We start from the raw sequence: 25,420 nt of genomic DNA on the forward strand, positions 1-25,420 counted from the left end.
GCCCGTTTTCCTGGTAGCACTGAACAGAACCATTGTCGGATGCAGCCGATCCGACTGCTCAGAGAGGGTCCGGATTGTCGGGGTCACACAAAGTGGTCAGCCGAGAGACACCTCACATCGATGGGTCGCGCATACCTCCTCCGGAGTGACGCGCACCCGCAGCCGCCGTCCCGTCGCGATCACCTCGACCGACGGGTCGGCCCGTACGACGGCGCGTACGGGACGGTGCCAGACGACCTCCAGTGTCTCACCCGTACGTGGCGGTTCGCTCACACAGAGGGTGGCGGTACGGCCCCGGCTCCGGACGAGCACGCTCGCGGGCGCCGTGGCGGTCAGCGGGCCCGCCGTGCCGGGCGCCCAGAAGTTCACGGCCGTGAGGCCGAGCGGGCGGACGTGCACGGCCTGGCGGCGGGCGTCGTTGGCGAGGACGGCCAGCCAGTCGCGGTCGGCCGCGCGGGCGGCGACGCGGTCGCGTGGGGCGCCGGGCATCAGGACGTACACGTAGGACGCGGCCTCCGGGTCCGTGCCGTGGTCCAGCCAGAGGGTCTGCCAGCGGCGGGTGCGGCGCTCGGTCGTCCCGCCGGTGTTGATGCCGGACCAGGAGCCGGTTCGGTCCTCACGGAGTGTGCGCAGGTCGCCGCCGGAGGGGAGGATCCACCCGCCGTGGCCCGCCAGGTGGGCCCAGCCGCGCCGGACGGTGAACTCCTGCTCGCCGCCCTCGCCGAGGTTGCGGTTGTCGACCACCGTCTCGACCGGCACACCGTCCGCGCAGCTGATGCCCGCGCCCAGGCAGACGACGGAGTCCGCGAGACAGAACCAGGACTTGCGGGCCTCGAGCGTGGAGCCCAGGCCCCTCAGGTGCTGGCCGATCGCCGCGTACTCGCCGTCCGTGGTCCCGCCGACCCAGCGCACGTCGGGCTTGGGCGCGCCCCACTCGCCGCCCTCCTTGTCGGCGAGCCGCTGGGTGGAGACGGTCGTGCCGGGCAGGCGGTACCAGTCGACGGTGGGCCAGTACCAGTTCGTGTACTGGTCGCTCGGCTCCCCCGCCGGCCACCACAGCGTCATCCCCGCGCCGGTGTGCCAGCCGCGCGGGTTCTCGCCGTTGCCGCACTCGTAGTGGGCGATCCGGCCGGACGCCATGGCGATGTTCAGGGCGAACCCGGGGCGGCGGTGGACGGCGCGGTCCATGGCGGCGAACAGGTGGTGGCCGACGGGGTCGGCGGCGGGCGGCACCGCGGAGCCGGCGACGGCGTGCAGCCGGGCGAGCTCCGCGACGCCGAACTGCCGGGCCGTGAGGACCGGTGACACCGTGTCCCGCTCGATCCACCCCTTGATCCGCCCGTACCAGCGCTCGCGCTCGGCGGCGTCGGCGGCCTGGGCGAGCACCGCGATCGCGGCGATGATCCCCTGCCCGTGGACGTGGTCGCTACGCATGATCCCCTGGTCGTCGCCCTTGAGGAGGCCGCGGCTGATGGCCCGCCCGTTGACGCTGTCCATCACCAGGCCGTCGTGGATCAGCGGCGCGTAGGCGCGCTCCACGCTGTCGAGGACGATCTGCCGGTTCGGGTCGGTGACCTCCCAGTCCGACCCGGCGAGCAGCGCGAAGAGCCGTCCGAGGCCGTCGAGCAGGACCTGTCCGTACGTCCCCGAGTACGCGACCCACGTGTGCTGGACGAACGAGCCGTCGGCGTACAGCCCGTCTCCTTCGGTGACGTACGGGAACACCGGGGAGAGGGCGTCCCGGGCCAGCGCGATCTTCTCGGGGGCACGGCCGAGGATGCCGCGCAGGGCGACGGAGCGGCAGAGGTCGACGCGGTTGGCGCCGGTGGAGGTGCCCGAGTAGTCGCGGAGCATCGCGTCCGGGATGAAGTGGTCGACGGCCGCGCACACCGCCGCCCGCTGATCGTCCGTCAGGTGGTCGTGGAGGGCGGCCGTGATGTCCATGAGGAGGCGGGGGCTGCCGATCTGCCACTCCCACCAGTTGCCGTAGCGGGTGGTGGAGGGGTGGTAGACGGTCGCGGAGAGGTGGTCGAGCCCGCGGCTGACGTCCGCGAGGAGACCGGCGTCGGCGGTGAGTCCGGTGCCCTGCTGGACGTACGCCTGGGTCATCGTCCACAGACGGCTGTAGCTCCAGGTGATGCCGGAGGGCGGGTCGAAGGGGTGGCCGGGCCAGAGGGAGGTGGGCGTGGGGGCCATGGCGGCGCGGTACTCGCGGGCGAGGTCGCCGGTCCCGCGCAGGCGGGAGGCGTACGGTTCGGCCGCCGGGTCGTAGCCGGCGCCGAGCGCGAGGGTGAGCCAGCGGCGCCGGAGGGTGGCGTACGGGTCGTCGGCGGCGGCGTGCGCGGAGAGGGCTCCGGGCGGGCCGGACGCTCCGGTGACGGCCGGCACCAGGGCCGCCGCGAGGAGGACGGCACGGCGGGTGAGGGCCGGAAGGGCCCGGTGCGTACGGGGCGGAGGCACACGGCGCTCGGGAGTCATGGTCAAGCCCTCTACCACCGGAAGCGCCCCAGGGGAACGGGGCGTCAGCCGAAGCGGTGCAGCAGCCGCCGGTACAGCGCGGGAGAGACGCCGCGCACCCGGCCGGGCAGGGCCAGCCAGGACGGTACGAAGACGTCGTCGCGTCCGCGGCCGACCGCGTCCCAGACCGCGCCGGCGACCCGGGCGGGCGGCGTGAGCCGCGGCCGGGTCCGCGTGTAAGGGGCGCCGCGCCGGTCGAAGAAAGGCGTGTCCACGGGCCCGGGCACCACAAGGGTCACCCCGACCCCGGTGCCGCGCAGTTCCTGCCGCAGCGCCTCCGCGAACGCGGCCACCCCGGCCTTGGCCGCCGAGTACACCGCCTCGTCCCGTACGCCGACGCCGCCCGCGATCGATCCGACGAGGACGACCCGCCCCCGGCCCGCCGCCACCATCGAGGGCAGCACCGCCCGTACGAGGTGCAGCGTGGCGTTGAGGTCCAGGGCCAGCACCTGGTCGATGGCGGAGTGCGGCATGGCCACGAAGGGGCCGGCCCAGCCGATGCCCGCCCCGGCGACGAGGACGTCGATCCGGCCGGCCGCGTCCAGCGCGGACTCGGCGAGCAGCCGCGGACCGTCCGGGGCAGCGAGGTCGGCGGGCAGGACGACGGCCGACGTGCCCGCGGCCGTCTCCGCCAGCCGGCCCCGGTCCCGGCCGCTCAGCAGCAGCTGCCAGCCGCCCGCGGCGAACCGCCGCGCCGTGGCGGCGCCGATGCCGGAGGACGCGCCGGTGACGAGGACCACGCGCCGGTCCCGGGGTGCGGGCGGGGCGGCGCCCGGCCGGCCCTCGCGGGTGGTCCCGGTGGGTGTCACGGGAGCGTCCTCCTCCCCGCGCCGGGTGGTCCCGGCCGGCTGTCCCCGGCCCCGCGCCGGCTGCCCCCGACGCGGTCCGGCTTCCAGGACACCCCGCCTTGGAGGCCCTGGCGCCAGTTGTGCGGCCATTGGTGGGAACGGCCGGGGCCCCGGGCCGCCGCCGGGAACAGGACCCCCGTGCCGATCGCCGTCCTCGCCTCGCTCGCCGCGGGTGTCTGCTTCGCCGTCGCCGGGGTGCTGCAGCAGCGGGCCGCCGCCGCCCGGCCGGACGAGGAGGCGCTCTCACCGCGTCTGCTGGGCCGGCTGGCCCGGGATCCGCTGTGGCGGCGCGGCATCGCGCTGGCCGTGCTCGCGTACGGCTTCCAGTCCCTGGCCCTGGCCTTCGGGCCGCTCAGCCTGGTGCAGCCGCTGATCGTCGCGGAGCTGGTCTTCGCCGTGCCGTTGTCCGCGCGGCTGCACCGGATGCGGCTGGGCCCGAGGGAGTGGTGCGGCACGTGCGCGGTCGCCGTCGGGCTGGTTCTGGCACTGGTCTCCGCCCGTCCGCACGGCGGCCGTCCGGGAGCGGTGGGCCCGCTCTCCTGGCTGCTGGTCCTGGGCGGGACCGGTGTCCTGGTGTGCTGCGCGCTGACGGTCGCGCGGCTCGTGTCCGGCCCGTGGCGGGCGTCGGCGGTGGCGCTGGCGGCCGGCGCGGTCATGGGCGTGCAGTCGGTGCTGCTGGCCGCGACGGTGGACCGGCTCCGGCACGGGCTCCCCTACGCGCTCGCCGCCTGGCAGACGTATGCGCTGGTCGTCGCGAGCGTGGGCGGTCTGCTGCTGATCCAGAGCGCCTTCCAGCAGGGGCCGCTGGCGGCGAGCATGACGGTGCTCGACGCGGTGGAGCCACTGGTGGCCGTGACCGTGGGCACGGCCGTCTTCGGGGAGACCGTCCGCACGGGCTGGCCCGTCGGCGCGGTCACGGCGGCGGGCCTGGCCCTGGCGGCCGCCGGGATCGCCGTCCTGGACTCGTCACCGCTGATCGCCGCGCTGCACGGGCGTGGTCCGGACGGTCCGCTCTGACGGTCCGCCCCGGCGGTATGCCTCCGTGCCCGGCTTCGGCACCGTGCCCGCTCATGCGGCGGCGGTCGTGCGGGCGGAGGGCGACGGCGGGCTCCAGACGGGCAGCAGGTCCTCGGCGAGCACACGGTCCCAGGAGGGGTGAGTGGCGCGGGCGGTGGCCGCCGCCCGGGCGCGTACCGCGTCGAGCAGCGGGGGCCGGTCGACCAGCTCGCACAGGGCGTCCGCCCAGGACCGTACGTCGTCGGAGGGCACCACGATGCCGTCCCGGCCGGGCGCGTCGAGCCACTGGGTGGTGTTCGCACCCTCGGGGAGGACGACCGCGAGCCCGCTCGCCATCGCCTCGGCGACGACGTTGCCGCAGGTCTCGGTGCGGGACGGGAAGGCGAGGACGTCACACCCCGCGTACACCCGGGCCAGGCGGTCCTGGGGAAGCGTGCCGAGCAGGGTGACGTCCGCGCCGAGGGTCCGCCGGATCCTGCCCGCCTCCGCCCCCGCACCCGCCATGACCACGTGGGCGCTCCGCCCCCTCAGCCGCAGCAGCCGTGCGCTCTCGGCCAGCAGCGGCACCCCCTTGGAGGCGTCCAGCCGCCCGGCGAACAGGACCAGCGGCCGGTCCGCCGGCACCCCGTACTCCTGGGCGAGCCAGGCGCGGGCCGTGCCGTCGGGCCGGAAGCGCCGGTGGTCGGTGCCGCGCCGCAGCAGCGCGACCCGGTCCGCGCCGAGCGTCCGGGCGAGCTCGTCGCGGCCCGCGGGGGTGGGTACCAGGACCCGCTCGCACCGCCGCAGCAGCCGGTCGCGCCGCCGCCGCATCCAGGCCCCCGCCCGGTCCCCGGCCCAGTCGGCCGCCCACTCCGGCATCCGGCGCCCGGCCAGGTATCCGGTGTACACCGAGGCCAGTGCCGGGACGTCCGTGTGCACGGAGCCCACGACCCGCGGCCGGCGGGCGCCCCCGCGGGCCGTGTGCCGCGCGAGGAGGGCCGCCGTGGAGGCGAAGGCGAAGCTGTGGGTGAGGTGCCAGACATCGTGGCGCGGGAGCAGGGCGGCGAGGCGTGGGTGCCAGGGGGCCAGGTCGGTGGCGTCCTCCGCGCCGTCGGCCGATACCAGCGGGGCGGTACTGAGCACCGGCCGCAGCGTGACGAACCGGACGCGCGGCGACAGGGCCTCCGCCTGTTCGCGTTCTCCGAGGAAGTACACGGTCAGGTCCGGTCCCTGGACGCCGGACACGGCCTCGGGGAGCCTGGCGGCGCTCTCCGCGAAGCGCTCCCAGCACTTGACGTGGCCTCCCGCCGTGGCGCCGCGCACCAGCTCGACCAGGACCGCGACCGAGTACATGGGGCGGCGAGTACCACCTGCCCCACCGGTTCAACCGACTCGACCGGCCCAGCCAAGAAAGTTGAAAGTTGAACAGGAATAGGTCTACGGTGGGCCGTGTTCAGTTAATTGAACATTGAACGAACCGCCGGTTCGTCCCCAGCCCCCGCCCCCCCAAGGAGCACACCATGGGTATCTTCGGCCGCAAGAACTCCGCCGCCGCGAACACCGCCACCGCGACCCCGGCCGCCCCGGTCAGCCCCGACCTGGCCGCGCTGACCGGCGACTACACGATCGACCCCGCCCACACGACGATCGGTTTCGTGGCCCGGCACGCCATGGTCACCAACGTGAAGGGCGGCTTCCAGGACTTCTCTGGGACGCTGCACCTGGACGGCACCGACCCGTCGAGGTCCACGGCGTCCCTCGACATCACCATGGACAGCATCGACACGGGTTCCGCCGACCGCGACGGGCACCTGAAGAGCGCGGACTTCTTCCGGACGGACGAGTTCCCGACGATGACGTTCCGCTCGACCGGGGCGGAGGCCCTCGGCGGCGACGACTACCGCATCACCGGTGACCTCACCATCCTCGGTACGACGAAGCCGCTGACGATCGACCTGGAGTTCAACGGCTCCGCCAGGGACCCGTTCGGCAACGAGCGCGTCGGCTTCGAGGGCAAGGCGGAACTCCTGCGCTCCGAGTGGGGCCTGACCTGGAACGCGGCCCTGGAGACCGGTGGTGTCCTCGTCTCGGACAAGATCAAGCTGGTCTTCGACATCTCGGCGATCAGGAACGCGGGCTGAGCCCGCGGGGGGCCGCACCCGTCCCAGGCCCGCCGGGCGCGCCCGTCCTCCGTTCCGCGTTCTCCGCCGGAGGGCGGGCGCCTCAGAACCCGCCGCCGAAGTCGTTGCCGCCGCCCCCGAAGTCCCCGCCCCCGCCGAAGTCCCCGCCGCCGAAGCCACCCGTGAAGTCGCCGGTGTCGAAGTCCGCGCCCGAGACATCACCGCCCTCGAAGCCGCCGCCGAAGTCGCCGTACCCGGCGCCGTAGTCGGCCGCGTACGACGGGGTGGCCATCATGCTGCCGAGCAGGGTGCCGACCAGCAGGCCGGGCAGGATGCCGCCGCCGAAGTAACCGCCCGCCCAGGGGCCGTACGCCGGGCCCGCCTCCCAGTACGGGCGACGGCCCCAGCCCGTGTCCACCTCACGGACCATCGGGTCCCGGCCCTCGGCCAGGCGCGCCCGGTCCGCCGCGCAGACCGGCACCTCGCGTGGGGCGCCGCCCTCCGGCGTCCAGACGGCGTCGGCCACCGACGGGCCGTGGCGCGGGTCGAAGAAGCAGGGAGCCCGGCGTTCGGGCAGCGGCCGGCCCTCACGGCGCGCGGCCAGTACGGCGAGCGAGAAGCGACCGTCCTCCAGCGCCTGGGTGACCGCGCGTACGTCCTCGGGCCGCCGGGCGGCGGCCATCAGGGACTTGGCCTGCTCATAGGTGTCCAGGGCCCGTGCGTAGTCCGCGCGCATGGCGTCGTCGGCGCCGGGCTCGCCCGGACGGAAGTCGAGCCGGTCGAGTTCCTCGCCGAACGCCGTGATGTCCTCGTCCACCACCACGCGCAGCTTCTCCAGGGCGGCCCGCTGCTCCTCCTCCCGCTGGCGGCGGTTGCGCCGCACCAGCGCGTAGGCGCCGACGCCGCCCGCCGCGAGCAGCCCGCCCACGGTGGCCAGCGCGCCCACGTTCACGCCGGCGTCGGTCGAGGCGCCGTTCCAGGTGTTCGGGGCCGTGCCGCCGAGGTCGCTGCGCAGCGCGTCGTCGACGAAGTCGTTCAGCTGGGCCTTGGCGTCGCCCGACTGCTGGACCGCCGCCACCAGGTTGTCCACACCCTGGCGGGAGAGCACGCTGCTGTCGGCCGCGGCGGCGAACCGGTCCCCGAGCCGGATGCCGTACAGGCCGGTGATGCCCGTCTCGGTCCGCAGGTTGCGGAAGATGTTCTGCGTCGGCTGGTCCGCGGGCAGGACCGCCACGAAGACCGGCTTGTCCGCGTCCCTGATCTTGTCCGCGAGCGCCTCGGCGTCAGCCTGGGAGAGCTGGCCGGAGGCGGCCGGATCGACATAGACCGGGTCCTTGCGCAGGGCCTCGGCGACCGTGGAGAGGTCGGTGGCCGCCTGCGCGCCGGGGGCACCGACCGCGGTGACCGAGAGCACCGCCAGCGCCGCGGCGAGCGGCGCGATCAGCAGTCGGACGAGAGTTCGCAGCAGTGCAGCCCTCATACTTCGACGCTACCTCGCCAGGCGCACAACAGGACGAATCGTGCGCCGGATTAGTGCGCCGGATTAGTGCGGCGGCACGAAGTTCGACACGAGGTTCTGGAGCACGGGCCCCGTCAGGGAGGGGCCCCGGCGCGTGCGAGCGACACGCCGGGGCCCGTACGAAGGGCGCACCGCACAGCAGCCGTACGAAAGGCGCGCCGCCCGTCCTACTCCGCGGGCTCCACACCGGCCCGCAGCAGCCCGTACGTGTACGCGTCCTCCAGCGCCTGCCAGGACGCGGCGATCACGTTGTCGGCGACGCCCACCGTGGACCACTCGCCCACGCCGTCGGAGGTGGAGATCAGCACCCGAGTGGTGGACTGGGTGCCGTGCCTGCCCTCCAGGATGCGGACCTTGTAGTCGACCAGCTCCAGCTTGGCGAGCTGCGGGTAGATCTTCTCCAGGGCGACGCGCAGGGCGCAGTCGAGGGCGTTGACCGGGCCGTTGCCCTCCGCCGTGGCGACGATGCGCTCGCTCTTGGCCCACAGCTTGACCGTGGCCTCGTTGGCGTGGCTGCCGTCGGGGCGGTCCTCGACGATGGCGCGCCAGGACTCGGTGCGGAAGTAGCTGAGCGGCCGGCCCGCCACCTCCGCGCGCAGCAGCAGCTCGAAGGAGGCGTCGGCGGCCTCGTAGGTGTAGCCCTTGAGCTCGCGCTCCTTGACCCGCTCCACGACCCGGCCGACGAGTTCGCGGTCGCCGCCCAGGTCGACGCCGAGTTCCTTGCCCTTGAGCTCGACCGAGGCGCGGCCCGCCATGTCGGAGACCAGCATGCGCATGGTGTTGCCGACCTGCACCGGGTCGATGTGCTGGTACAGGTCCGGGTCGACCTTGATCGCGGAGGCGTGCAGTCCGGCCTTGTGCGCGAAGGCGGAGAGGCCTACGTAGGGCTGGTGCGTGGACGGGGTGAGGTTGACCACCTCGGCGATGGCATGCGAGATCCGGGTCATCTCGCGCAGCCGGCCCTCGGGCAGCACCTTCTTGCCGTACTTCAGCTCCAGGGCGGCGACCACCGGGAAGAGGTTGGAGTTGCCGACGCGCTCGCCGTAGCCGTTGGCGGTGCACTGGACGTGGGTGGCGCCCGCGTCGACGGCGGCGAGGGTGTTGGCGACGGCGCAGCCGGTGTCGTCCTGGGCGTGGATGCCGAGGCGGGCGCCCGTGTCGGCGAGGACGGTCGCGACCACGGCCTGGACCTGGGCGGGCAGCATGCCGCCGTTGGTGTCGCAGAGCACCACGACATCGGCGCCGGCCTCGGCGGCGGTCCGTACCACCGCCTTGGCGTACTCGGGGTTGGCGCGGTAGCCGTCGAAGAAGTGCTCGCAGTCGACGAAGACCCGGCGGCCCTCGGCGACCAGGTGGGCGACGGTGTCCCGGATCATCTCCAGGTTCTCGTCGAGCGTGGTGCGCAGGGCCAGCTCGACATGCCGGTCGTGGGACTTGGCGACCAGGGTGATCACTGGTGCGCCGGAGTCGAGGAGCGCCTTGACCTGCGGGTCCTCGCTCGCCTTGCCGCCGGCGCGGCGGGTGCTGCCGAACGCGACCAGCTGGGCGTGCCGGAAGCGGATCTCCTGCTGGGCGCGGGCGAAGAACTCGGTGTCGCGCGGGTTGGCGCCGGGCCAGCCCCCCTCGATGAAGCCCACGCCGAAGTCGTCCAGGTGCCGTGCGATGGCCAGCTTGTCCGCGACCGTGAGGTTGATGCCCTCGCGCTGCGCACCGTCGCGCAGGGTGGTGTCGAAGACGTGGAACGAATCGTCGAGCTCGCTGGTTTCGGTCATGGTTTTCTCGGCTCCTGTCATGGATCCCGTAGCGGGTCTCGGTCTAACCGGAATGACCGGCTCCGCCGTCCCCCAATGATCCCTCGCGCTCTTCTCCCGGCTGACGGTGGGCCAGGAAAACGAAAAACCCCTCGCGGGTGCGAGAGGTCTGCGCGCGGGTCGAGACGACGGTGTCCGCCCGTACCTGGTCGTACCGGACGGTCACTGCGGACCGGCGCGCCTGCTGCCAATAATCATGGCGAACGAGAGCACGGGCCGAGTCTGGCACAGTCCGTCCCCGCGTTCACCGCCCGTCTCATCATGCGAGCGGCACATGCCGCGTTCCGGACGCCGTACGACCACCTCACCGGGGGCCGTACGGCGCCGGGCGCATTTCGGAACGTCTGTGACTTCCGTGGAGGACGCGTCGGGGCCGCCCCGGACGAGAAGCCCGGGACGGCCCCGACGGTGACGACGATCCCTAGGCGAGCCGGCGCATCCAGCCGTGCCCGTCCTCCGCGGTGCCCCGCTGGATGTCGAGGAGCTTGTCGCGGAGCCGGAGGGTGACCTCGCCGGGCTCGCCGCCCGACTGCTGCCACTCGGCGCCGGCGCGCTTGACCGTGCCGACCGGGGTGATGACGGCGGCCGTGCCGCAGGCGAAGACCTCCGTCAGGGTGCCGTTCGCGGCGTCCTGCTGCCACTGGTCGACGGAGACGCGGCCCTCCTCGGCGGTGTAGCCGAGGTCACGGGCGACGGTGAGCAGCGAGTCGCGGGTGACGCCCTCCAGGATGGAGCCGGTGAGGGTCGGGGTGACGATGCGGTCGCCGTAGACGAAGTACAGGTTCATCCCGCCGAGTTCCTCGACCCACTTGTGCTCGACGGCGTCGAGGTAGCAGACCTGGTCGCAGCCCTTCTCGGCGGCCTCGGCCTGGGCGAGCAGGGAGGCCGCGTAGTTGCCGCCCGTCTTGGCGTCGCCCATGCCGCCCGGGACGGCGCGCACCCGGTCCTCGGAGACCCAGATGGAGACCGGCTTCACGCCGCCCGGGAAGTAGGCGCCCGCCGGGGAGGCGATCACGACGAACAGGTACTCGTTGGCCGGCCGCACCCCGAGGCCGACCTCCGTCGCGAACAGGAACGGGCGCAGGTACAGGGACTCCTCGCCGCCGTGCGCGGGCACCCACGCCTCGTCCTGCTGCACGAGGACGTCACAGGCCTCGATGAAGGTCTCGACGGGCAGCTCGGGCATGGCGAGCCGGCGGGCGGAGCGCTGGAAGCGCTCGGCGTTCTTCTCGGGGCGGAAGGTGGCGACGGTGCCGTCGGGCTGCCGGTACGCCTTGAGACCCTCGAAGATCTCCTGCGCGTAGTGCAGGACGTTCGTCGCCGGGTCGATGGAGAGCGGACCGTACGGCACGAGCTGGCCGTCGTGCCAGCCGCGCCCCTCGGTCCACTTAATCGTCACCATGTGGTCGGTGAAGTGGCGGCCGAACCCGGGATCGGCCAGGATCGCCGCGCGCTCCGCGTCGGAGAGCGGGTGGGCCGAGGGCTTGAGTTCGATCGTGGGCGTCGTCATGAGTGCTTGTCCTTCACCGGTCGTCGTGACGGGCCGCGCTCACGCCCGTACCGCCAGTGGTCAGTACTAGGAAGTCCGAGCATTCCCTCAATCCGCGGCTCCACGTCCGATTATCGCAAGAGGTGGACCATTGATGGTCCTCCCTCCCGGAGCGAAGCGGGAGCCCGGAGGAGAGACGGCGTGAACACGGCCCTTGGGGTGGCCCAGGGAGATTGATGGTGTCACCCGGCGAGGGCACCGAAAAGCCGCCGGGTGCGAGAAATGCGACCCGGCGGCTTCGAGGGGGAAGAGGGTGAGAAGCGCGGGTCAGCCGGCTACTCGTACGGCGAGGGCGTCGCCGATCTCGTCCGTCGAACGGGCGGGCTTGCCGACGCGGCCGGCGAGGTCCGCGGCGACGGCGTCCTCGATCCGGGCGGCCTCGTCCTCGTAGCCGAGGTGGCGCAGCAGCAGGGCGACGGAGAGGACCGTGGCGGTGGGGTCGGCCTTGCCCTGGCCGGCGATGTCCGGGGCCGAGCCGTGGACCGGCTCGAACATCGACGGGAATTCGCCGGAGGGGTTGATGTTGCCGCTCGCGGCGACGCCGATGCCGCCGGAGACGGCCGCGGCGAGGTCGGTGACGATGTCGCCGAAGAGGTTGTCGGTGACGATCACGTCGAAGCGCTCGGGCTGCGTGACGAGGTAGATCGTCGCCGCGTCCACGTGCATGTACTCGGTGGTGACCTCGGGGTACTCCGCGGCCACCTTGTTGAAGATGTTGGTCCACAGGTGGCCCGCGAAGGTCAGCACGTTGTTCTTGTGGATCAGCGCGAGCTTCTTGCGGGGGCGGGCCTGGGCGCGGGCGAAGGCGTCCCGGACCACGCGCTCGACGCCGAAGGCCGTGTTCACGGAGACCTCGGTGGCGACCTCGTGCTCGGTGCCCTTGCGGATGGTGCCGCCGTTGCCGGTGTACGGGCCCTCGGTGCCCTCGCGGACCACGACGAAGTCGATCTCCGGCTGGCCGGCCAGCGGGGTCTCGACGCCCGGGAGCAGCTTCGACGGGCGCAGGTTCACGTGGTGGTCGAAGGCGAAGCGGAGCTTGAGCAGGAAGCCGCGCTCCAGGACGCCGGACGGCACCGACGGGTCGCCGATCGCGCCGAGCAGGATGGCGTCGTGCTGCTTGAGCTGCTCCAGGTCGGCGTCGGTGAGGGTCTCACCGGTGGCGTGGTAGCGCCGGGCGCCGAAGTCGTACTCCTTGGTCTCCAGCTTCACATCCTGCGGGAGGACGGCGGAGAGGACCTTCAGTCCCTGGGCCACGACTTCCTGGCCGATGCCGTCACCGGGAATCACTGCGAGATCGATGCTGCGAGCCATGACGGCACCGTACTCCTTGTCCCAGGGGATGACACGGGGTGTCCGCGATCTGGACGAGCCATACGCGCCGTACGAGCCGTACGGGAGGCGGGGCGTCACCCTCGCGTCCATCCGTTGCCGCGCATTCACCCGCATGTCCGCCTGGAGTCGGGCCCCGCTGGGAAGTTCCGTTGCATGACTGTGTCTTCCCCCGGGGGACCGCCCGGCCTCCCCGTCCCGAACGTCGGCATTCCCGAGCGGCTCGCCCGGCGGCTCAGTATGCCGGAACAGTACGAGTACCTGCGCACGAAGCTGTCCCGGGAGGGGCTTTCCCGGTCGGGGCGGTCGGGGCCGTCGCGGCGCGCCGCGCTGCTGACGGCGGGGACCGCGGCCGGCGGGCTGCTGACCGGCTGCTCGGGAGCGTCCGGATCCGGCGGCCCGGGCGGTTCCGGGAGCGCCGCGGGCCCGGCCGCCGCGACCCGCTCCCCCGCGGCGGCGACCGGCCGGGTGCCCGGCCCGTTCGTCGTCCCGTTCGGGCGCCGGCTGGCCTTCGGCGCCGACCCGCGGACCCAGATGCGGATCTCCTGGCAGGTGCCCTTCGCGGTGCGGAAGCCGTACGTGCGCGTGGGCACGAAGCCGTGGGAGCTGAGCCGGAGGATCGAGGCCGAGGTCCGGGAGCTGCACACCCCGTCACTGTCCGGGAAACTGCCCGCGGTCGACCAGTACTACCTGCACGCGGCCCTCGACCGCCTCCGGCCCGGCACGGTCTACTACTACGGCGTCGGCCACGAGGGCTTCGACCCGGCCGAGCGCCTGGAGACGCTGGGGACCTTCCGTACGGCTCCCGCGCGGCCCGAGCCCTTCGTCTTCACCGCCTTCGGCGACCAGGGCGTCAGCTACGACGCGCTCGCCAACGACCAGGTGATCCTGGGCCGGGGCCCCGCCTTCCACCTGCACGCGGGCGACATCTGCTACGCCGACAGCAACGGCCGCGGCGAGGAGTCGGACGTGTACGACGCGCGCGTGTGGGACCAGTTCCTCGCGCAGACCGAGTCGGTCGCGAAGACCGTGCCGTGGATGGTGACGACCGGCAACCACGACATGGAGGCCTGGTACTCGCCGAACGGCTACGGCGGCCAGTCGGCGCGCTGGTCCCTGCCGGAGAACGGCTACGACCCGCGCCGCGCGCCGGGCGTCTACTCGTTCGTCTACGGCAACGTCGGCGTCGTCGCCCTGGACGCCAACGACGTGTCGTACGAGATCACCGCCAACCTCGGCCACTCGGACGGACGGCAGACGCGGTGGCTGGACCGGCGGCTGGGCGAGCTGCGCCGGGACGAGGCGGTCGAGTTCGTCGTCGTCTTCTTCCACCACTGCGCGTACTCGACGACGGCGGCGCACGCCTCCGACGGCGGTGTGCGCGACGCCTGGCTGCCCCTGTTCGCGCAGCACCAGGTGGACCTGGTGATCAACGGGCACAACCACGTCTACGAGCGCACCGACGCCATCCGGGACGGCGAGGTGGGCAGGCGGGTGCCGGTCGGCGCCTCGACCGACCCGACCCGGGACGGGACCGTGTACGTCACCGCGGGCGGCGCCGGCAAGGCCCTGTACAGCTTCCCCGAGGGCGTCGGGGACAGCTACGAGGGAAGGACCGACGACCTCGAGTCCGTCCGGTCGTACCGCTGGACGAAGTCGGGTGACCGCGCCCCGGAGACGGTGGAGTGGTCGCGGGTGCGCTACACCGGCTTCTCGTTCCTGTCCGTGGCCGCGGAGACGGGACCCGCGGCACGGCTGGAGGTGACGGCGCTGGCCCAGGACGGGACGCGGATCGACCACTTCGAGGTGCGGCGGGGCACCGGTGGGTGACGCGCGGCGGGACCGGGCTCTCAGTGGCCGGTCTCGCCGCCGTTGTCCCTGCGGTCGAGGGCTCGCTGGAGGGCGGCGGCGGCGTTCTTGCGGTCGGACTCGCTCGCGCGGGAGGTGTGGCGGACGCGGCGGCGGACGGTCGTCTCGGCCATGGGGCATCGACTCCTTCGGGGAGATCCGGGAGCACGGCAGATACGGCGGATACGGCGGATACGGCAGAAGAGGATGACGAGCCTCCCCCGCTGCCCCTTGAGGGCGCGGGCGGTGCCCCGAAGGGCGGGGAGCTGCGCGGCAGGGATTGCCTGCCCGGGGGCTTCCGGCTCGCGACCGTCATGCGCTTGATCCAGCGAGACGTTCGACTCCTACAAACATAGGTGACGTGGAAGTGCCTGTCTGCACAAATACTCGGGCTTCCTACTATCTGAGACAGTGCACTGAGTCACATGGGCCTGTCCGCGTCACCGCCGGACGCGCGGGCGCGCATCGGGACCGCACCACGCTGCGGCACCGTCCCGACCGCCTCCCGGAACCCCGCCGGATCCTCCACCCACGGGTAGTGCCCGGCGCCGGGCAGCACCACCCGGCGCACCCGCGGGAGGACCTCCGCCAGCGAGTCCACCGCCGGGCGCGGCCGGATGTCCCGGGCCCCGTCGACGACGAGCACCGGGAGGTCGAGCGCCCGGCAGGCGGCGTACAGCTCCGGGGAGCCAGAGGTGCGCTTCTGGTCGGCGCCGAGGGCCGCGTTGCACTCGAGGTTGACGGGGAACCAGGGGTCGGCCAGGCGCCCGGCGTGCTCCAGGGCCCGCTCCCCGTCCGCGAAGTCGGTGGACCACCGCAGGACGGCGCGCTCCCGCTCCTCCCGCCCGGACAGTCCCGTACGGCCCTCCAGCTCGCGCCAGCGGGCGAGCCGTTCGGGTTGCTCGCCGAGGCGGACGAGGAAGTTCTCCCGGTAGACGCCGTGCCAGTCGTCGACCGGCCCGATGCCCGTTCCGGCCACGTAGACGAGGGCGTCGACCCGCCCGGGGTGGGCCAGCGCGTAGTGCAGCGCCAGCCAGCCACCGAACGAATGACCGAGCAGCACCATCCGCTCCAGCCCGAAGTGCGCGCGCACGGCGTCCAGGTCGGCCACGAACCGCTCGGTCGTCCACGGCCCGGCACACGGCTCCGAGCGCCCGCAGCCGCGCTGGTCCCAGCGGTGCACCAAGGCCCGGTCGGACAGCAGTGCCGCCAAGTCCCCGAACATGTCCCACAGCCCCGGGCCGCCGTGGCACAGCACCAGCGGCGTCCCCCGGTCCGTCCCGGTTCTGCTCGCCCACAGCCGCGCTCCGTCGTCGGCGGTCACCTGCTCCGTGACTGTCCGCGTCCGCGTCATACGGACAGTCTGCGCGGGCGGACACGCGGACGGGCCAGGTCCTTCCGGAAGAACCGGAGGAAGACCTGGCCCGTGCGGTACGGCGGAACGTCAGCCCATGTGCGGGTACGCGTAGTCGGTCGGCGCGACCAGCGTCTCCTTGATGGCACGGGTCAGCGTCCAGCGCATCAGGTTCTGCGGGGCGCCGGCCTTGTCGTTGGTGCCCGAGGCACGGCCGCCGCCGAAGGGCTGCTGGCCGACCACGGCGCCGGTCGACTTGTCGTTGATGTAGAAGTTGCCGGCCGCGTAGCGCAGCTTCTCCATCGTGTACGCCGCCGCCGCGCGGTCGTTCGCGATGACCGAGCCGGTGAGCGCGTAGTCGGACACCGACTCCATCTGGGTCAGCATCTCGTCGTACTTCTCGTCCTCGTAGACGTACACGGCGAGGATCGGGCCGAAGTACTCGGTGGTGAAGACCTCGTTCTCCGGGTCGGTGCACTCGATGACGGTCGGGCGGACGAACCAGCCCACCGAGTCGTCGTACGTGCCGCCGGCGACGATCGTGCAGGACGCGTCGTCCTTGGCACGGTCGATCGCGGCCTTGTTCTTGGCGAACGAGCGCTCGTCGATGACGGCGCCGATGAAGTTCGACAGGTCGGTGACGTCACCCATGGCGATGCCGTCGACCTCGGCCGCGAACTCCTCCTTGAAGCCGGAGTTCCAGATGGAGGCCGGGATGTAGGCGCGGGAGGTGGCGCTGCACTTCTGGCCCTGGTACTCGAAGGCACCGCGGGTCAGGGCGGTCTTCAGCACCGCGCGGTCGGCGCTCGGGTGGGCGACGACGAAGTCCTTACCGCCGGTCTCGCCGACCAGACGCGGGTAGGAGCGGTACTTCTCGATGTTGTTGCCGACCGTCTTCCACAGGTACTGGAAGGTCTTGGTCGAACCGGTGAAGTGGATGCCGGCCAGGTCGCGGTGGTTCAGGGCGACCTCGGAGACCGCGATGCCGTCGCCGGTGACGAGGTTGATGACGCCCTTGGGCAGGCCCGCCTCCTCCAGCAGCTGCATCATCAGCACGGCGGCGTGGGTCTGCGTCGGGGACGGCTTCCACACGACGACGTTGCCCATGAGCGCGGGCGCGGTCGGCAGGTTGGCGGCGATGGCCGTGAAGTTGAACGGCGTGATCGCGTAGACGAAGCCCTCGAGCGGGCGGTGGTCCATGCGGTTCCACACGCCCGGCGCGTTGGCCGGGGGCTGCTCGGCCAGGATCTGGCGGGCGTAGTGGACGTTGAAGCGCCAGAAGTCGGCCAGCTCGCACGGGGTGTCGATCTCGGCCTGCTGGGCGGTCTTCGACTGGCCGAGCATGGTGGAGGCGGCCAGCGTCTCGCGCCAGGGGCCGGAGAGCAGCTCGGCGGCGCGCAGGATGATCGCGGCGCGGTCGTCGAAGGCCATCGCGCGCCAGGCCGGGGCGGCGGCGAGGGCGGCGTCGATGGCGTCCTGGGCGTCCTGCTGCGTGGCGTTGGCGTAGGTGCCGAGGCGGGCCTTGTGGTGGTGCGGCTGCACGACGTCGAAGCGCTCGCCACCGCCCATCCGCTTCTCGCCGCCGATGGTGCAGGGCAGGTCGATCGGGTTCTCGGCCAGCTCCTTGAGCTTGGCCTCCAGGCGGGCGCGCTCGGGCGAGCCGGGGGCGTAGCCGTGCACCGGCTCGTTGACGGGGGTGGGGACCTGGGTGACGGCGTCCATGTTTCCGTGACTCCTTAACTGAGCGGTGAGGGTCGGGCTCAGCCCTTGCTGACCATCGAGCGGAGGAAGAACTGCAGGTTGGCCGGCTTCTCGGCGAGGCGTCGCATGAAGTAGCCGTACCAGTCGGTGCCGTAGGCGGTGTAGACGCGCATGCGGTGGCCCTCGGCGGCCAGCCGCAGGTGCTCGTCGCCGCGGATGCCGTACAGCATCTGGAACTCGTACTCGTCGAGCTTGCGTCCGGCGCGCCGGGCCAGCTCCTGGGAGATGGTGATCAGGCGCGGGTCGTGGGACCCGATCATCGGGTAGCCCTCGCCCTCCATCAGGACCTTCAGGATGCGGACGTACGCCTTGTCGATCTCGTGCTTCTGCTGGTACGCGACGGAGGCGGGCTCCTTGTACGCGCCCTTCACCAGGCGGACGCGGCTGCCGGCGGCGGCGAGGCGGCGGGCGTCGTCCTCGGTGCGGAAGAGGTACGCCTGGATCACACAGCCGGTCTGCGGGAAGTCCTTCCGCAGCTCCTCGTGGATGGCGAACATCGAGTCGAGGGTGGTGTGGTCCTCGGCGTCCAGCGTGACCGTGGTGCCGATCTCGGCGGCGGCCTCGACGACCGGGCGGACATTGGCGAGGGCGAGCTCGTGACCGCCGGGCAGCGCCTGCCCGAACATCGACAGCTTCACCGACATCTCGGCGCGCTCGCCCAGCTCCAGCTCCTTGAGCCGGCCGATCAGCTCCAGGTAGGCGTCGCGGGCCGCGGTCGCCTGCTCGGGAGCGGTGATGTCCTCGCCGACGACGTCCATGGTGACCTCGAGGCCCTTGCCCGTGAGGTCGCGGATGACGGGGACGATGTCGCCGACGGTCTCACCGGGGATGAACCGGTCGACGACGGGCTTGGTCACCGGCGCCGCCGAGATCAGACGGCGCATCCGGTCGCTGCGCGACGCGGCAAGAATCACGGGACCCAGCACGGGGCACCTCCACAACATCCAGCAAAAGGCCGTGAACCCGACGATTCGGGTACGGCACGGAGAACCACCGTGAAACCTAAGGATCCCCCCGATCGTCGGCCATCGACAGCTGTCACGCATCCGTGCGCTGGATCTCAGACAGATGTATGAAGAGCGGACGGTGATGCGGGAGAATGACCGGGTGACGGACGTTTTCAGAGCGCGGGGAGCGGGCCGGGGCGACTACCAGGAGCTGGTCGACGAGATCTCCGGGCTGCTGGGCGCACCGGCCACGCTGGAGAACCGCGACTTCGAGCTGATCGCCTTCGGCGCGTACGACAGCGAGGGCGACCTCGACGAGTCGGCGCTCGACCCGGTGCGCACCCGCTCGATCCTGACGCGGCGTTCGACGGCGGCGGTGCGGGAGTGGTTCGAGGGCTTCGGCATCACCCGGGCGACGGCTCCGGTGCGGATCCCGCCCTCCCCGGAGGCGGGCGTGTACCGCGGCCGCATCTGCCTTCCCGTACGTCACCGGGGAGTCGTCCTCGGCTATGTGTGGCTGCTGGAGGACGGCGACCCGGGCCCCACCGGCGCCCAGCTCGACGCCGCCATGGAGGTCGCCTCGCGGATCGGCGCGCTCCTCGCGGACGAGGCCCAGGCGGGCGCGGACCTGACCCGGGAGCTGCGCGCGGTCCTCACCGCCGGGCCCGGCTGGCAGCGGGAGGCGGCGCTCACGGAGTTCCGCACGGCGCTCGGCCCCCGCGCGGACGGCGTCCACACGGTGGTGTGCGTGGCCCCGTGGCCGTCCGCCGACCCGGCGGGCGCCCCCTCGGTCCGTACGGTGCCGGGGGCGGTCGCCCTGTGCACGGTGCCGTGGGACGGGAGCGGTCCGGGTGGCTCCGGGCAGGGTCTGGCGCTGCTGGTGCGGCTGCGCTCGGCGGACGTGCCGCAGCCGGCGCACACGGCGGCGGCCCGGCTGCTGGAGCGCGCGGGCGCCGGACGCCGGAACGGCGGGCGTGCGGGCGGTGGGCGTACGAGCGGCGGGCGTGCGGACGGCGAGCGGACGGCGGCCGGTGTAGCGAACCCCCGTACCGGGCTCTCGGAACTCGGCACCGCCTGGCAGGAGGCAGCGGCAGCCGCCCGCGCCGCGCTGGCCGACCCCCGGCTCGGACCGGTCGCCGAGTGGGCCGCCGTCGGCCCGTACCGCCTCCTCACCGCCCTGCCCCCCGAGACGGCCCAGGACCCCGCCGTACGGCCCCTGCTGTCCCCCGCCCACCACGAACTCGCCCGCACGGCCGAAGTGTTCCTCGACCGCGCGGGCCAGGCGGGGCGCACGGCGACGGAGCTGGGCATCCACCGGCAGACCCTGTACTACCGGCTCTCCCGCGTGGAGCAGCTCACCGGACTGGACCTGGACAACGGCGAGGACCGGCTGCTGCTGCACATGGCCCTGAAGGCGGCGCGGCTGTAGGGCCGAAGGTGAGGCTCACTCCTCCGGCCGGGCCGCCGCCAGTACCTGGCGCAGCCCCTCGGTGAGCGCGTCCGCGTCGGGCGCGCTCTTGGAGTCGAAGGTCCACTGCGCGATGAGGCCGATCAGCAGGGTCGTGTAGAAGCGGCCGAGGGTGTCCACGGTCTCCTCCGGGACGTCCTCCTCCCGTCCGCCCATGAACATGGTGACGAGCCCCCGGTCGCCCTCCCGCTGGGCGAGCGCCAGGTGGTCGCGCACCTCGGGCAGCTGGTCGCCCATGACCAGCATCTCCATGCTGAGGCGCCACTGCGGATCGGGCTCCTTCATGGTCGCGATGACGTTCGACCACACTTCATGGAACCGCTCGACGGTCCCGGGCTCGGAGGTGAGCTCGGGCGCCCCCTCGCCTTCTCCGTCGAAGGATTGCGAGAGCTCCCCGACCATCGCCACGTACGCCTGGGCCAGCAGTGCGTCCTTCGAGCCGTAGTGGTAGCCGATCGACGCCAGGTTCGTGCCCGACGCCTTCACGATGTCGCGCGCGGTGGTCCGCGCGAAGCCCTTCTCCAGCAGGCAGCGCTTGGCGCCTTCGAGCAGATCCTCACGGTGTCCCATGCGGGTCAGCGTAACGCCACACGTACAGCCGTCCTATACAAGTGTCTAAGACGCGCGACTTACACACTCGTACTAGACACGCGTTTATGACGCTCGTACAGTCACTGCCATGACGACGAACCCCATCAACCCCACGGCCACGGACGTGAGTTCGCCTGGCTCCCACCGCGCCGGGCGCCGCGAATGGACCGCCCTCTCGGTGCTGATGCTTCCGCTGCTGCTGGTGTCGATGGACGTGTCCGTCCTCTACTTCGCGGTCCCCGCCATCAGCGCCGACCTGGAACCGAGCGGCACCCAGCAGCTGTGGATCTTCGACATCTATGCGTTCGTGCTGGCCGGACTGCTGATGACGATGGGCGCGCTCGGCGACCGCATCGGCCGCCGCCGGCTGCTGCTGATCGGCGCGGCCGCGTTCGGCGCGGCGTCGCTGGTGGCCGCGTACGCGCACAGCGCCGAGACCCTGATCGCGGCCCGCGCGGTCCTCGGCATCGGCGGGGCCACCCTGATGCCGTCGACGATGGCGCTGGTCCGCACGATGTTCCGGGACCCCGCCCAGCGGGCGCAGGCGATCGGCGTCTGGTCGGCCGTGATGACGGGAGGCGTGGCTCTCGGCTCCGTGCTGAGCGGCGTCCTCGTCGAGTACTTCTGGTGGGGCTCGGTCTTCCTCGTCAACCTGCCCGCGATGGCACTGCTGCTGGTCCTCGGCCCCGTCCTGCTCCCCGAGTCGCGGAACCCGCGTCCCGGCCGCTTCGACGTGCTGAGCGTGCCGCTGTCGATGGCGGCGGTCCTCCCGGTGATCTACGGCCTGAAGGAGATCCCGTCCGAGGGCTGGAACGTGCGGTACGTCCTGTCGGTGACGGTGGGCCTGCTCTTCGCCGCCCTGTTCGTGCACCGCCAGCGCACATCGGCGTCCCCGATGATCCCCGTGGACCTGTTCCGCGGCCGGGGCTTCTCACCCGCGGTCGCCCTCAACCTGATCGCGTCCTTCGCGATGATGGGCTCGGCCTACTTCACCACCCAGTACCTGCAGTCCGTGCTCGGCAAGAGCGCGCTGGAGTCCGCGCTGTGGTCGCTCCTCCCCTCCGTGCTCATCGGCGCCGTGGCACCGCTGGCCGCCCATCTGGTGCAGCGGGGTGTGCACCGCGCGTACGTCGTGACCGCGGGCTTCACCACCGCGGCCTGCGGTTACGCGCTGCTCGCCCTCGCCGGTACGGACTCCCTGTGGCTGGTCCTCGCGGGAGCGGGCATCCTCGCGTCGGGCGTCGTGACGGTGATGTCCCAGATGACGGACATGGCCCTGAGTGCGGCGCCGGTCGAGAAGGCGGGCACGGCGTCGTCGGTCCTGGAGACCGGTCAGGAGTTCGGCGGCGCGCTCGGCATGGCGGTCCTCGGCTCCATCGGCACCGCGGTCTACCACCACGCGATCCCCGCCTCGGCGCCCGCCCCGGCCCACGAGACCCTCGGCGGCGCGCTGGCGGTGGCCCGGGAGATGCCGGCCGCGGCGGGCGACGTCCTGGTGACCGTGGCCCGGGAGGCGTTCACGGACGGTATGCGGGGCGCGGCGCTGGCCGCGGTGGCGGTGCTGCTGGGAGCGGCGGTCACGGCGGCGGCGACGCTGCGGAGAGTACGGGTGCGGGAGGACTGTGGGGAGAAGGGCTGCGGAGAAGAGGACTGCGGCGGACAGGACGCCGGAGCGCAGGACCCGGTGCGGAAGGACTCGCCGGACCGGAGCCCGCGTCACTCGCTTGAGCGCCGACCGGTTCGCCGCACGCGCCGGGGCCCGGCCACCTGATGGTGGCCGGGCCCCGGCGCCGTACGAGATGCGGACGAGAACCTCAGACGAGGTTCACCGACCGCGCCGACGTCGCGCCGATCTCCTCGGCGACCTCCGTCAGCACCGGCTGCGGCACCGTGTCGTCCACCGTGAGGACGGCCAGCGCCTCGCCGCCGGCGGCGGAGCGGGCGACCTGCATACCGGCGATGTTGATGCCGGCCTCGCCGAAGATCCGGCCGACGGTGCCGACCACACCGGGCCGGTCGGCGTAGCGCAGGACCACCATGTGGTCGGCGAGGGCCAGGTCCACGTCGTAGTCGCCGACCGCGACCAGCTTCTGGTGGTGCTTCGGGCCCGCCAGCGTGCCGGAGACCGAGACCTCCTCGCCGTCGGCGAGCGTGCCGCGCACGGTGACGACGTTACGGTGGTCGGAGGACTCGCTCGACGTGGTCAGGCGCACCTCGACACCGCGCTCCTGCGCGAACAGCGGGGCGTTCACGTACGACACCGTCTCGTCGACGACGTCCTCGAACACGCCCTTCAGCGCGGACAGCTCCAGCACCTTCACGTCGTGCTGGGTGATCTCGCCGTACACCTCGACGTCGAGGCGGACCGCGACCTCGCCCGCGAGCGCGGTGAAGATCCGGCCGAGGCGCTCCGCGAGGGGCAGGCCCGGCTTGACGTCCTCGGCGATGACGCCGCCCTGGACGTTCACCGCGTCCGGGACCAGCTCACCGGCGAGCGCGAGACGGACGGACTTGGCGACGGCGATGCCCGCCTTCTCCTGCGCCTCGTCGGTGGACGCGCCGAGGTGCGGGGTGCACACGACCTGGTCCAGCTCGAAGAGCGGGGAGTCGGTGCAGGGCTCCTTCGCGTACACGTCGAGGCCGGCGCCGGCGACGCGGCCCTCCTTGAGCGCCGAGTACAGCGCCTCCTCGTCGACGATCCCGCCGCGCGCGGCGTTGACGATGCGCACGTTCGGCTTGACCTTGTGCAGCGCGTCGTCGCCGATGAGGCCGAGCGTCTCGGGGGTCTTCGGGAGGTGGACGGTGATGAAGTCGGAGACCTCGAGCAGCTCGTCCAGCGACAGCACCTTCACACCCATCTGCGCGGCCCGCGCGGGCTGCACATACGGGTCGTACGCCACGACCTTCATGCCGAACGCCGACATGCGCTGCGCGACCAGCGCGCCGATGCGGCCGAGGCCGACGACGCCGAGGGTCTTCTCGGCGAGCTCGACACCGGTGTACTTGCTGCGCTTCCACTCGCCGTTCTTCAGGGCGGTGTTCGCCTGCGGGATGTTGCGCGCGGTGGCGAGGATCAGGCCGCAGGCCAGCTCGGCGGCGGTGACGATGTTCGAGGTGGGGGCGTTGACGACCATCACGCCGGCCTTGGTGGCGGCGGAGACGTCGACGTTGTCCAGGCCGACGCCGGCTCGCGCGACGACCTTCAGCTTCTTCGCGGCGGCGATCGCCTCGGCGTCGACCTTGGTGGCCGAGCGGATCAGGATCGCGTCCACGTCGGCGATGGCCGGGAGCAGTTCGGCGCGGTCGGCTCCGTTGCAGTGCCGGATCTCGAAGTCCGGCCCGAGCGCGTCCACCGTGGCGGGCGACAGCTCTTCAGCGATGAGTACGACTGGTTTCGAGCTCACGTGAGTCCTCACAAGTCCATTGCGGACGGCCGTCCCGACGGCCGCTGGCGGAGGGAGTGGTGGCCGCGTGGAAGACGCACGACGCTGTGGGCCTGACGCGTATGTAGTGCAGCAGTGTAGTGGCGCCGCGGGCGTCGTCTTGCGCCCCTGCGGAAGGATCACCCGTCCGTGGGTGGACGGGCTGGACAACACCGTGGTCGGGGCGTCGCCCGGAGTTGCGACGAAGGGCCGGAGCTACTGCTCCGGCCCTGCCGCCGTACGGCTCACGCCTCTTCGTTCACCCAGCTCATGAGCTTGCGCAGCTCCTTGCCGGTGGTCTCCAGGAGGTGCTCGGAGTCCTGCTGCTTGTACTCGTTGTACTTCTTCAGACCGCCGTGGTACTCGTCCATCCAGTTCTTGGCGAACGTGCCGTCCTGGATCTCGGCGAGGACCTTCTTCATCTCGGCCTTGGTGGCGTCGGTGATGATCCGCGGGCCGGTGACGTAGTCGCCCCACTCGGCGGTCTCGGAGATCGACCAGCGCATCTTCTCCAGGCCGCCCTCGTACATGAGGTCCACGATCAGCTTCAGCTCGTGGAGGCACTCGAAGTACGCGATCTCCGGCTGGTAACCGGCCTCGGTCAGCGTCTCGAAGCCCGCCTTGACCAGCGCGGCCGTACCGCCGCAGAGGACGGCCTGCTCGCCGAAGAGGTCGGTCTCGGTCTCCTCGGTGAAGGTCGTCTTGATGACGCCGGCGCGGGTGCCGCCGATGCCCTTGGCGTACGACAGCGCCAGCGCGAAGCCGTTGCCGGTCGCGTCCTGCTCGACGGCGGCGATGCAGGGAACGCCGCGGCCCTCCTCGTACTGGCGGCGGACCAGGTGGCCCGGGCCCTTGGGGGCGACCATGCAGACGTCCACGCCCGCCGGGGGCTTGATGAAGCCGTAGCGGATGTTCAGGCCGTGGCCGAAGAACAGGGCGTCGCCGTCCTTCAGGTTGTCCTTGATGTGCTCCTCGTAGACCTGGGCCTGGATCGGGTCCGGGACCAGGATCATGATGACGTCGGCCTCGGCGGCGGCCTCCGACGGGCTCACCACGCGCAGGCCCTGCTCCTCGGCCTTGGCCTTGGACTTGGAGCCCTCGTGCAGACCGACCCGGACGTCGACACCCGAGTCACGGAGCGACAGCGCGTGGGCGTGGCCCTGGCTGCCGTACCCGATGACCGCGACCTTGCGGCCCTGGATGATGGAAAGGTCTGCGTCGGCGTCGTAGAACAGCTCGGCCACTGTGGGTTCTCTCCTTGTGTACGGGTGGTGCGTCCCACCGTATGCCGGTGGGGGGAGGGGAAGTCTCGGGGTCTCGGAATACGGGCGGGCGGCAGG

At 72.3% G+C, this 25,420-nt stretch carries 19 protein-coding genes; 5 read left to right on the forward strand and 14 right to left on the reverse strand.

The genetic code is table 11. The annotated features are described in order from the left end of the window. Positions 1 to 96 precede the first annotated feature (96 nt). Together IE242_RS00670 and IE242_RS00675 are read right to left on the reverse strand one after the other, a co-directional pair. Positions 97 to 2,478, reverse strand: coding sequence for a polysaccharide lyase 8 family protein (locus IE242_RS00670; protein WP_189856258.1), 2,382 nt, complete (start codon positions 2,476 to 2,478; stop codon positions 97 to 99). 44 nt (positions 2,479 to 2,522) lie between these two features. Continuing rightward, complete coding sequence (locus IE242_RS00675; RefSeq protein WP_189854184.1) at positions 2,523 to 3,326, reverse strand: SDR family NAD(P)-dependent oxidoreductase; 804 nt, start codon at positions 3,324 to 3,326, stop codon at positions 2,523 to 2,525. A 177-nt stretch (positions 3,327 to 3,503) separates the two neighbouring features. Here IE242_RS00675 and IE242_RS00680 point away from each other — a divergent pair, with 177 nt between their 5' ends. Beyond that, complete coding sequence (locus tag IE242_RS00680; protein WP_189854186.1) at positions 3,504 to 4,382, forward strand: DMT family transporter; 879 nt, start codon at positions 3,504 to 3,506, stop codon at positions 4,380 to 4,382. Between the two features lie 51 nt (positions 4,383 to 4,433). Here IE242_RS00680 and IE242_RS00685 read toward each other — a convergent pair whose 3' ends face one another. Then, positions 4,434 to 5,714, reverse strand: coding sequence for a glycosyltransferase (locus IE242_RS00685; RefSeq protein WP_189854188.1), 1,281 nt, complete (start codon positions 5,712 to 5,714; stop codon positions 4,434 to 4,436). A 167-nt stretch (positions 5,715 to 5,881) separates the two neighbouring features. On the opposite strand from IE242_RS00685, the gene IE242_RS00690 reads away from it, so the two are divergent. Further along, the gene (locus tag IE242_RS00690) at positions 5,882 to 6,502 is read left to right on the forward strand and encodes a YceI family protein (RefSeq protein ID WP_189854190.1); all 621 of its coding nucleotides are present in this window, start codon (positions 5,882 to 5,884) and stop codon (positions 6,500 to 6,502) included. An 82-nt stretch (positions 6,503 to 6,584) separates the two neighbouring features. On the opposite strand, the gene IE242_RS00695 is transcribed toward IE242_RS00690, so the two are convergent. The 4 genes from IE242_RS00695 to IE242_RS00710 all read right to left on the reverse strand — a co-directional run bounded on the left by IE242_RS00695 (position 6,585) and on the right by IE242_RS00710 (position 12,671). After that, positions 6,585 to 7,961: a hypothetical protein gene (locus IE242_RS00695; RefSeq protein WP_189854192.1), complete on the reverse strand. Its 1,377-nt coding sequence runs from the start codon at positions 7,959 to 7,961 to the stop codon at positions 6,585 to 6,587. Between the two features lie 206 nt (positions 7,962 to 8,167). Next, positions 8,168 to 9,772: a citramalate synthase gene (gene cimA / locus IE242_RS00700; protein ID WP_189854194.1), complete on the reverse strand. Its 1,605-nt coding sequence runs from the start codon at positions 9,770 to 9,772 to the stop codon at positions 8,168 to 8,170. A 460-nt stretch (positions 9,773 to 10,232) separates the two neighbouring features. Next, positions 10,233 to 11,321 (reverse strand): branched-chain amino acid aminotransferase, encoded by a 1,089-nt coding sequence (locus tag IE242_RS00705; RefSeq protein ID WP_189854196.1) that lies wholly within the window; start codon positions 11,319 to 11,321, stop codon positions 10,233 to 10,235. A 306-nt stretch (positions 11,322 to 11,627) separates the two neighbouring features. Then, complete coding sequence (locus IE242_RS00710; RefSeq protein WP_189854198.1) at positions 11,628 to 12,671, reverse strand: 3-isopropylmalate dehydrogenase; 1,044 nt, start codon at positions 12,669 to 12,671, stop codon at positions 11,628 to 11,630. A gap of 174 nt (positions 12,672 to 12,845) precedes the next feature. Here IE242_RS00710 and IE242_RS00715 point away from each other — a divergent pair, with 174 nt between their 5' ends. Next, positions 12,846 to 14,519, forward strand: a complete 1,674-nt coding sequence (locus IE242_RS00715; protein ID WP_189854200.1) for a purple acid phosphatase family protein — start codon at positions 12,846 to 12,848, stop codon at positions 14,517 to 14,519. A gap of 20 nt (positions 14,520 to 14,539) precedes the next feature. On the opposite strand, the gene IE242_RS38500 is transcribed toward IE242_RS00715, so the two are convergent. The 4 genes from IE242_RS38500 to IE242_RS00730 form a co-directional block, all read right to left on the reverse strand. After that, the gene (locus IE242_RS38500) at positions 14,540 to 14,671 is read right to left on the reverse strand and encodes a hypothetical protein (RefSeq protein ID WP_268249413.1); all 132 of its coding nucleotides are present in this window, start codon (positions 14,669 to 14,671) and stop codon (positions 14,540 to 14,542) included. Positions 14,672 to 14,958: 287 nt separating this feature from the next. After that, complete coding sequence (locus IE242_RS00720) at positions 14,959 to 15,891, reverse strand: alpha/beta fold hydrolase (RefSeq protein WP_189854202.1); 933 nt, start codon at positions 15,889 to 15,891, stop codon at positions 14,959 to 14,961. A gap of 90 nt (positions 15,892 to 15,981) precedes the next feature. Beyond that, positions 15,982 to 17,613, reverse strand: a complete 1,632-nt coding sequence (pruA, locus tag IE242_RS00725) for an L-glutamate gamma-semialdehyde dehydrogenase (protein WP_189854203.1) — start codon at positions 17,611 to 17,613, stop codon at positions 15,982 to 15,984. 38 nt (positions 17,614 to 17,651) lie between these two features. Then, positions 17,652 to 18,578: a proline dehydrogenase family protein gene (locus tag IE242_RS00730; protein WP_189854205.1), complete on the reverse strand. Its 927-nt coding sequence runs from the start codon at positions 18,576 to 18,578 to the stop codon at positions 17,652 to 17,654. A 163-nt stretch (positions 18,579 to 18,741) separates the two neighbouring features. On the opposite strand from IE242_RS00730, the gene IE242_RS00735 reads away from it, so the two are divergent. Further along, complete coding sequence (locus IE242_RS00735; protein WP_229857935.1) at positions 18,742 to 20,028, forward strand: PucR family transcriptional regulator; 1,287 nt, start codon at positions 18,742 to 18,744, stop codon at positions 20,026 to 20,028. A gap of 15 nt (positions 20,029 to 20,043) precedes the next feature. On the opposite strand, the gene IE242_RS00740 is transcribed toward IE242_RS00735, so the two are convergent. Then, on the reverse strand, positions 20,044 to 20,637 hold the full coding sequence (locus IE242_RS00740; RefSeq protein WP_189854209.1) for a TetR/AcrR family transcriptional regulator: 594 nt from the start codon (positions 20,635 to 20,637) through the stop codon (positions 20,044 to 20,046). Between the two features lie 109 nt (positions 20,638 to 20,746). Between IE242_RS00740 and IE242_RS00745 the strand changes: the two genes are divergently transcribed. After that, positions 20,747 to 22,429: an MFS transporter gene (locus IE242_RS00745; RefSeq protein WP_189854211.1), complete on the forward strand. Its 1,683-nt coding sequence runs from the start codon at positions 20,747 to 20,749 to the stop codon at positions 22,427 to 22,429. 43 nt (positions 22,430 to 22,472) lie between these two features. On the opposite strand, the gene serA is transcribed toward IE242_RS00745, so the two are convergent. Beyond that, positions 22,473 to 24,062 (reverse strand): phosphoglycerate dehydrogenase, encoded by a 1,590-nt coding sequence (serA, locus tag IE242_RS00750; RefSeq protein ID WP_189854213.1) that lies wholly within the window; start codon positions 24,060 to 24,062, stop codon positions 22,473 to 22,475. 263 nt (positions 24,063 to 24,325) lie between these two features. Beyond that, positions 24,326 to 25,324, reverse strand: coding sequence for a ketol-acid reductoisomerase (gene ilvC, locus IE242_RS00755; protein ID WP_030573960.1), 999 nt, complete (start codon positions 25,322 to 25,324; stop codon positions 24,326 to 24,328). Positions 25,325 to 25,420 lie beyond the last annotated feature (96 nt).

The organism is Streptomyces poonensis (genome assembly GCF_014650915.1).
GTDB lineage: Bacteria > Actinomycetota > Actinomycetes > Streptomycetales > Streptomycetaceae > Streptomyces > Streptomyces poonensis.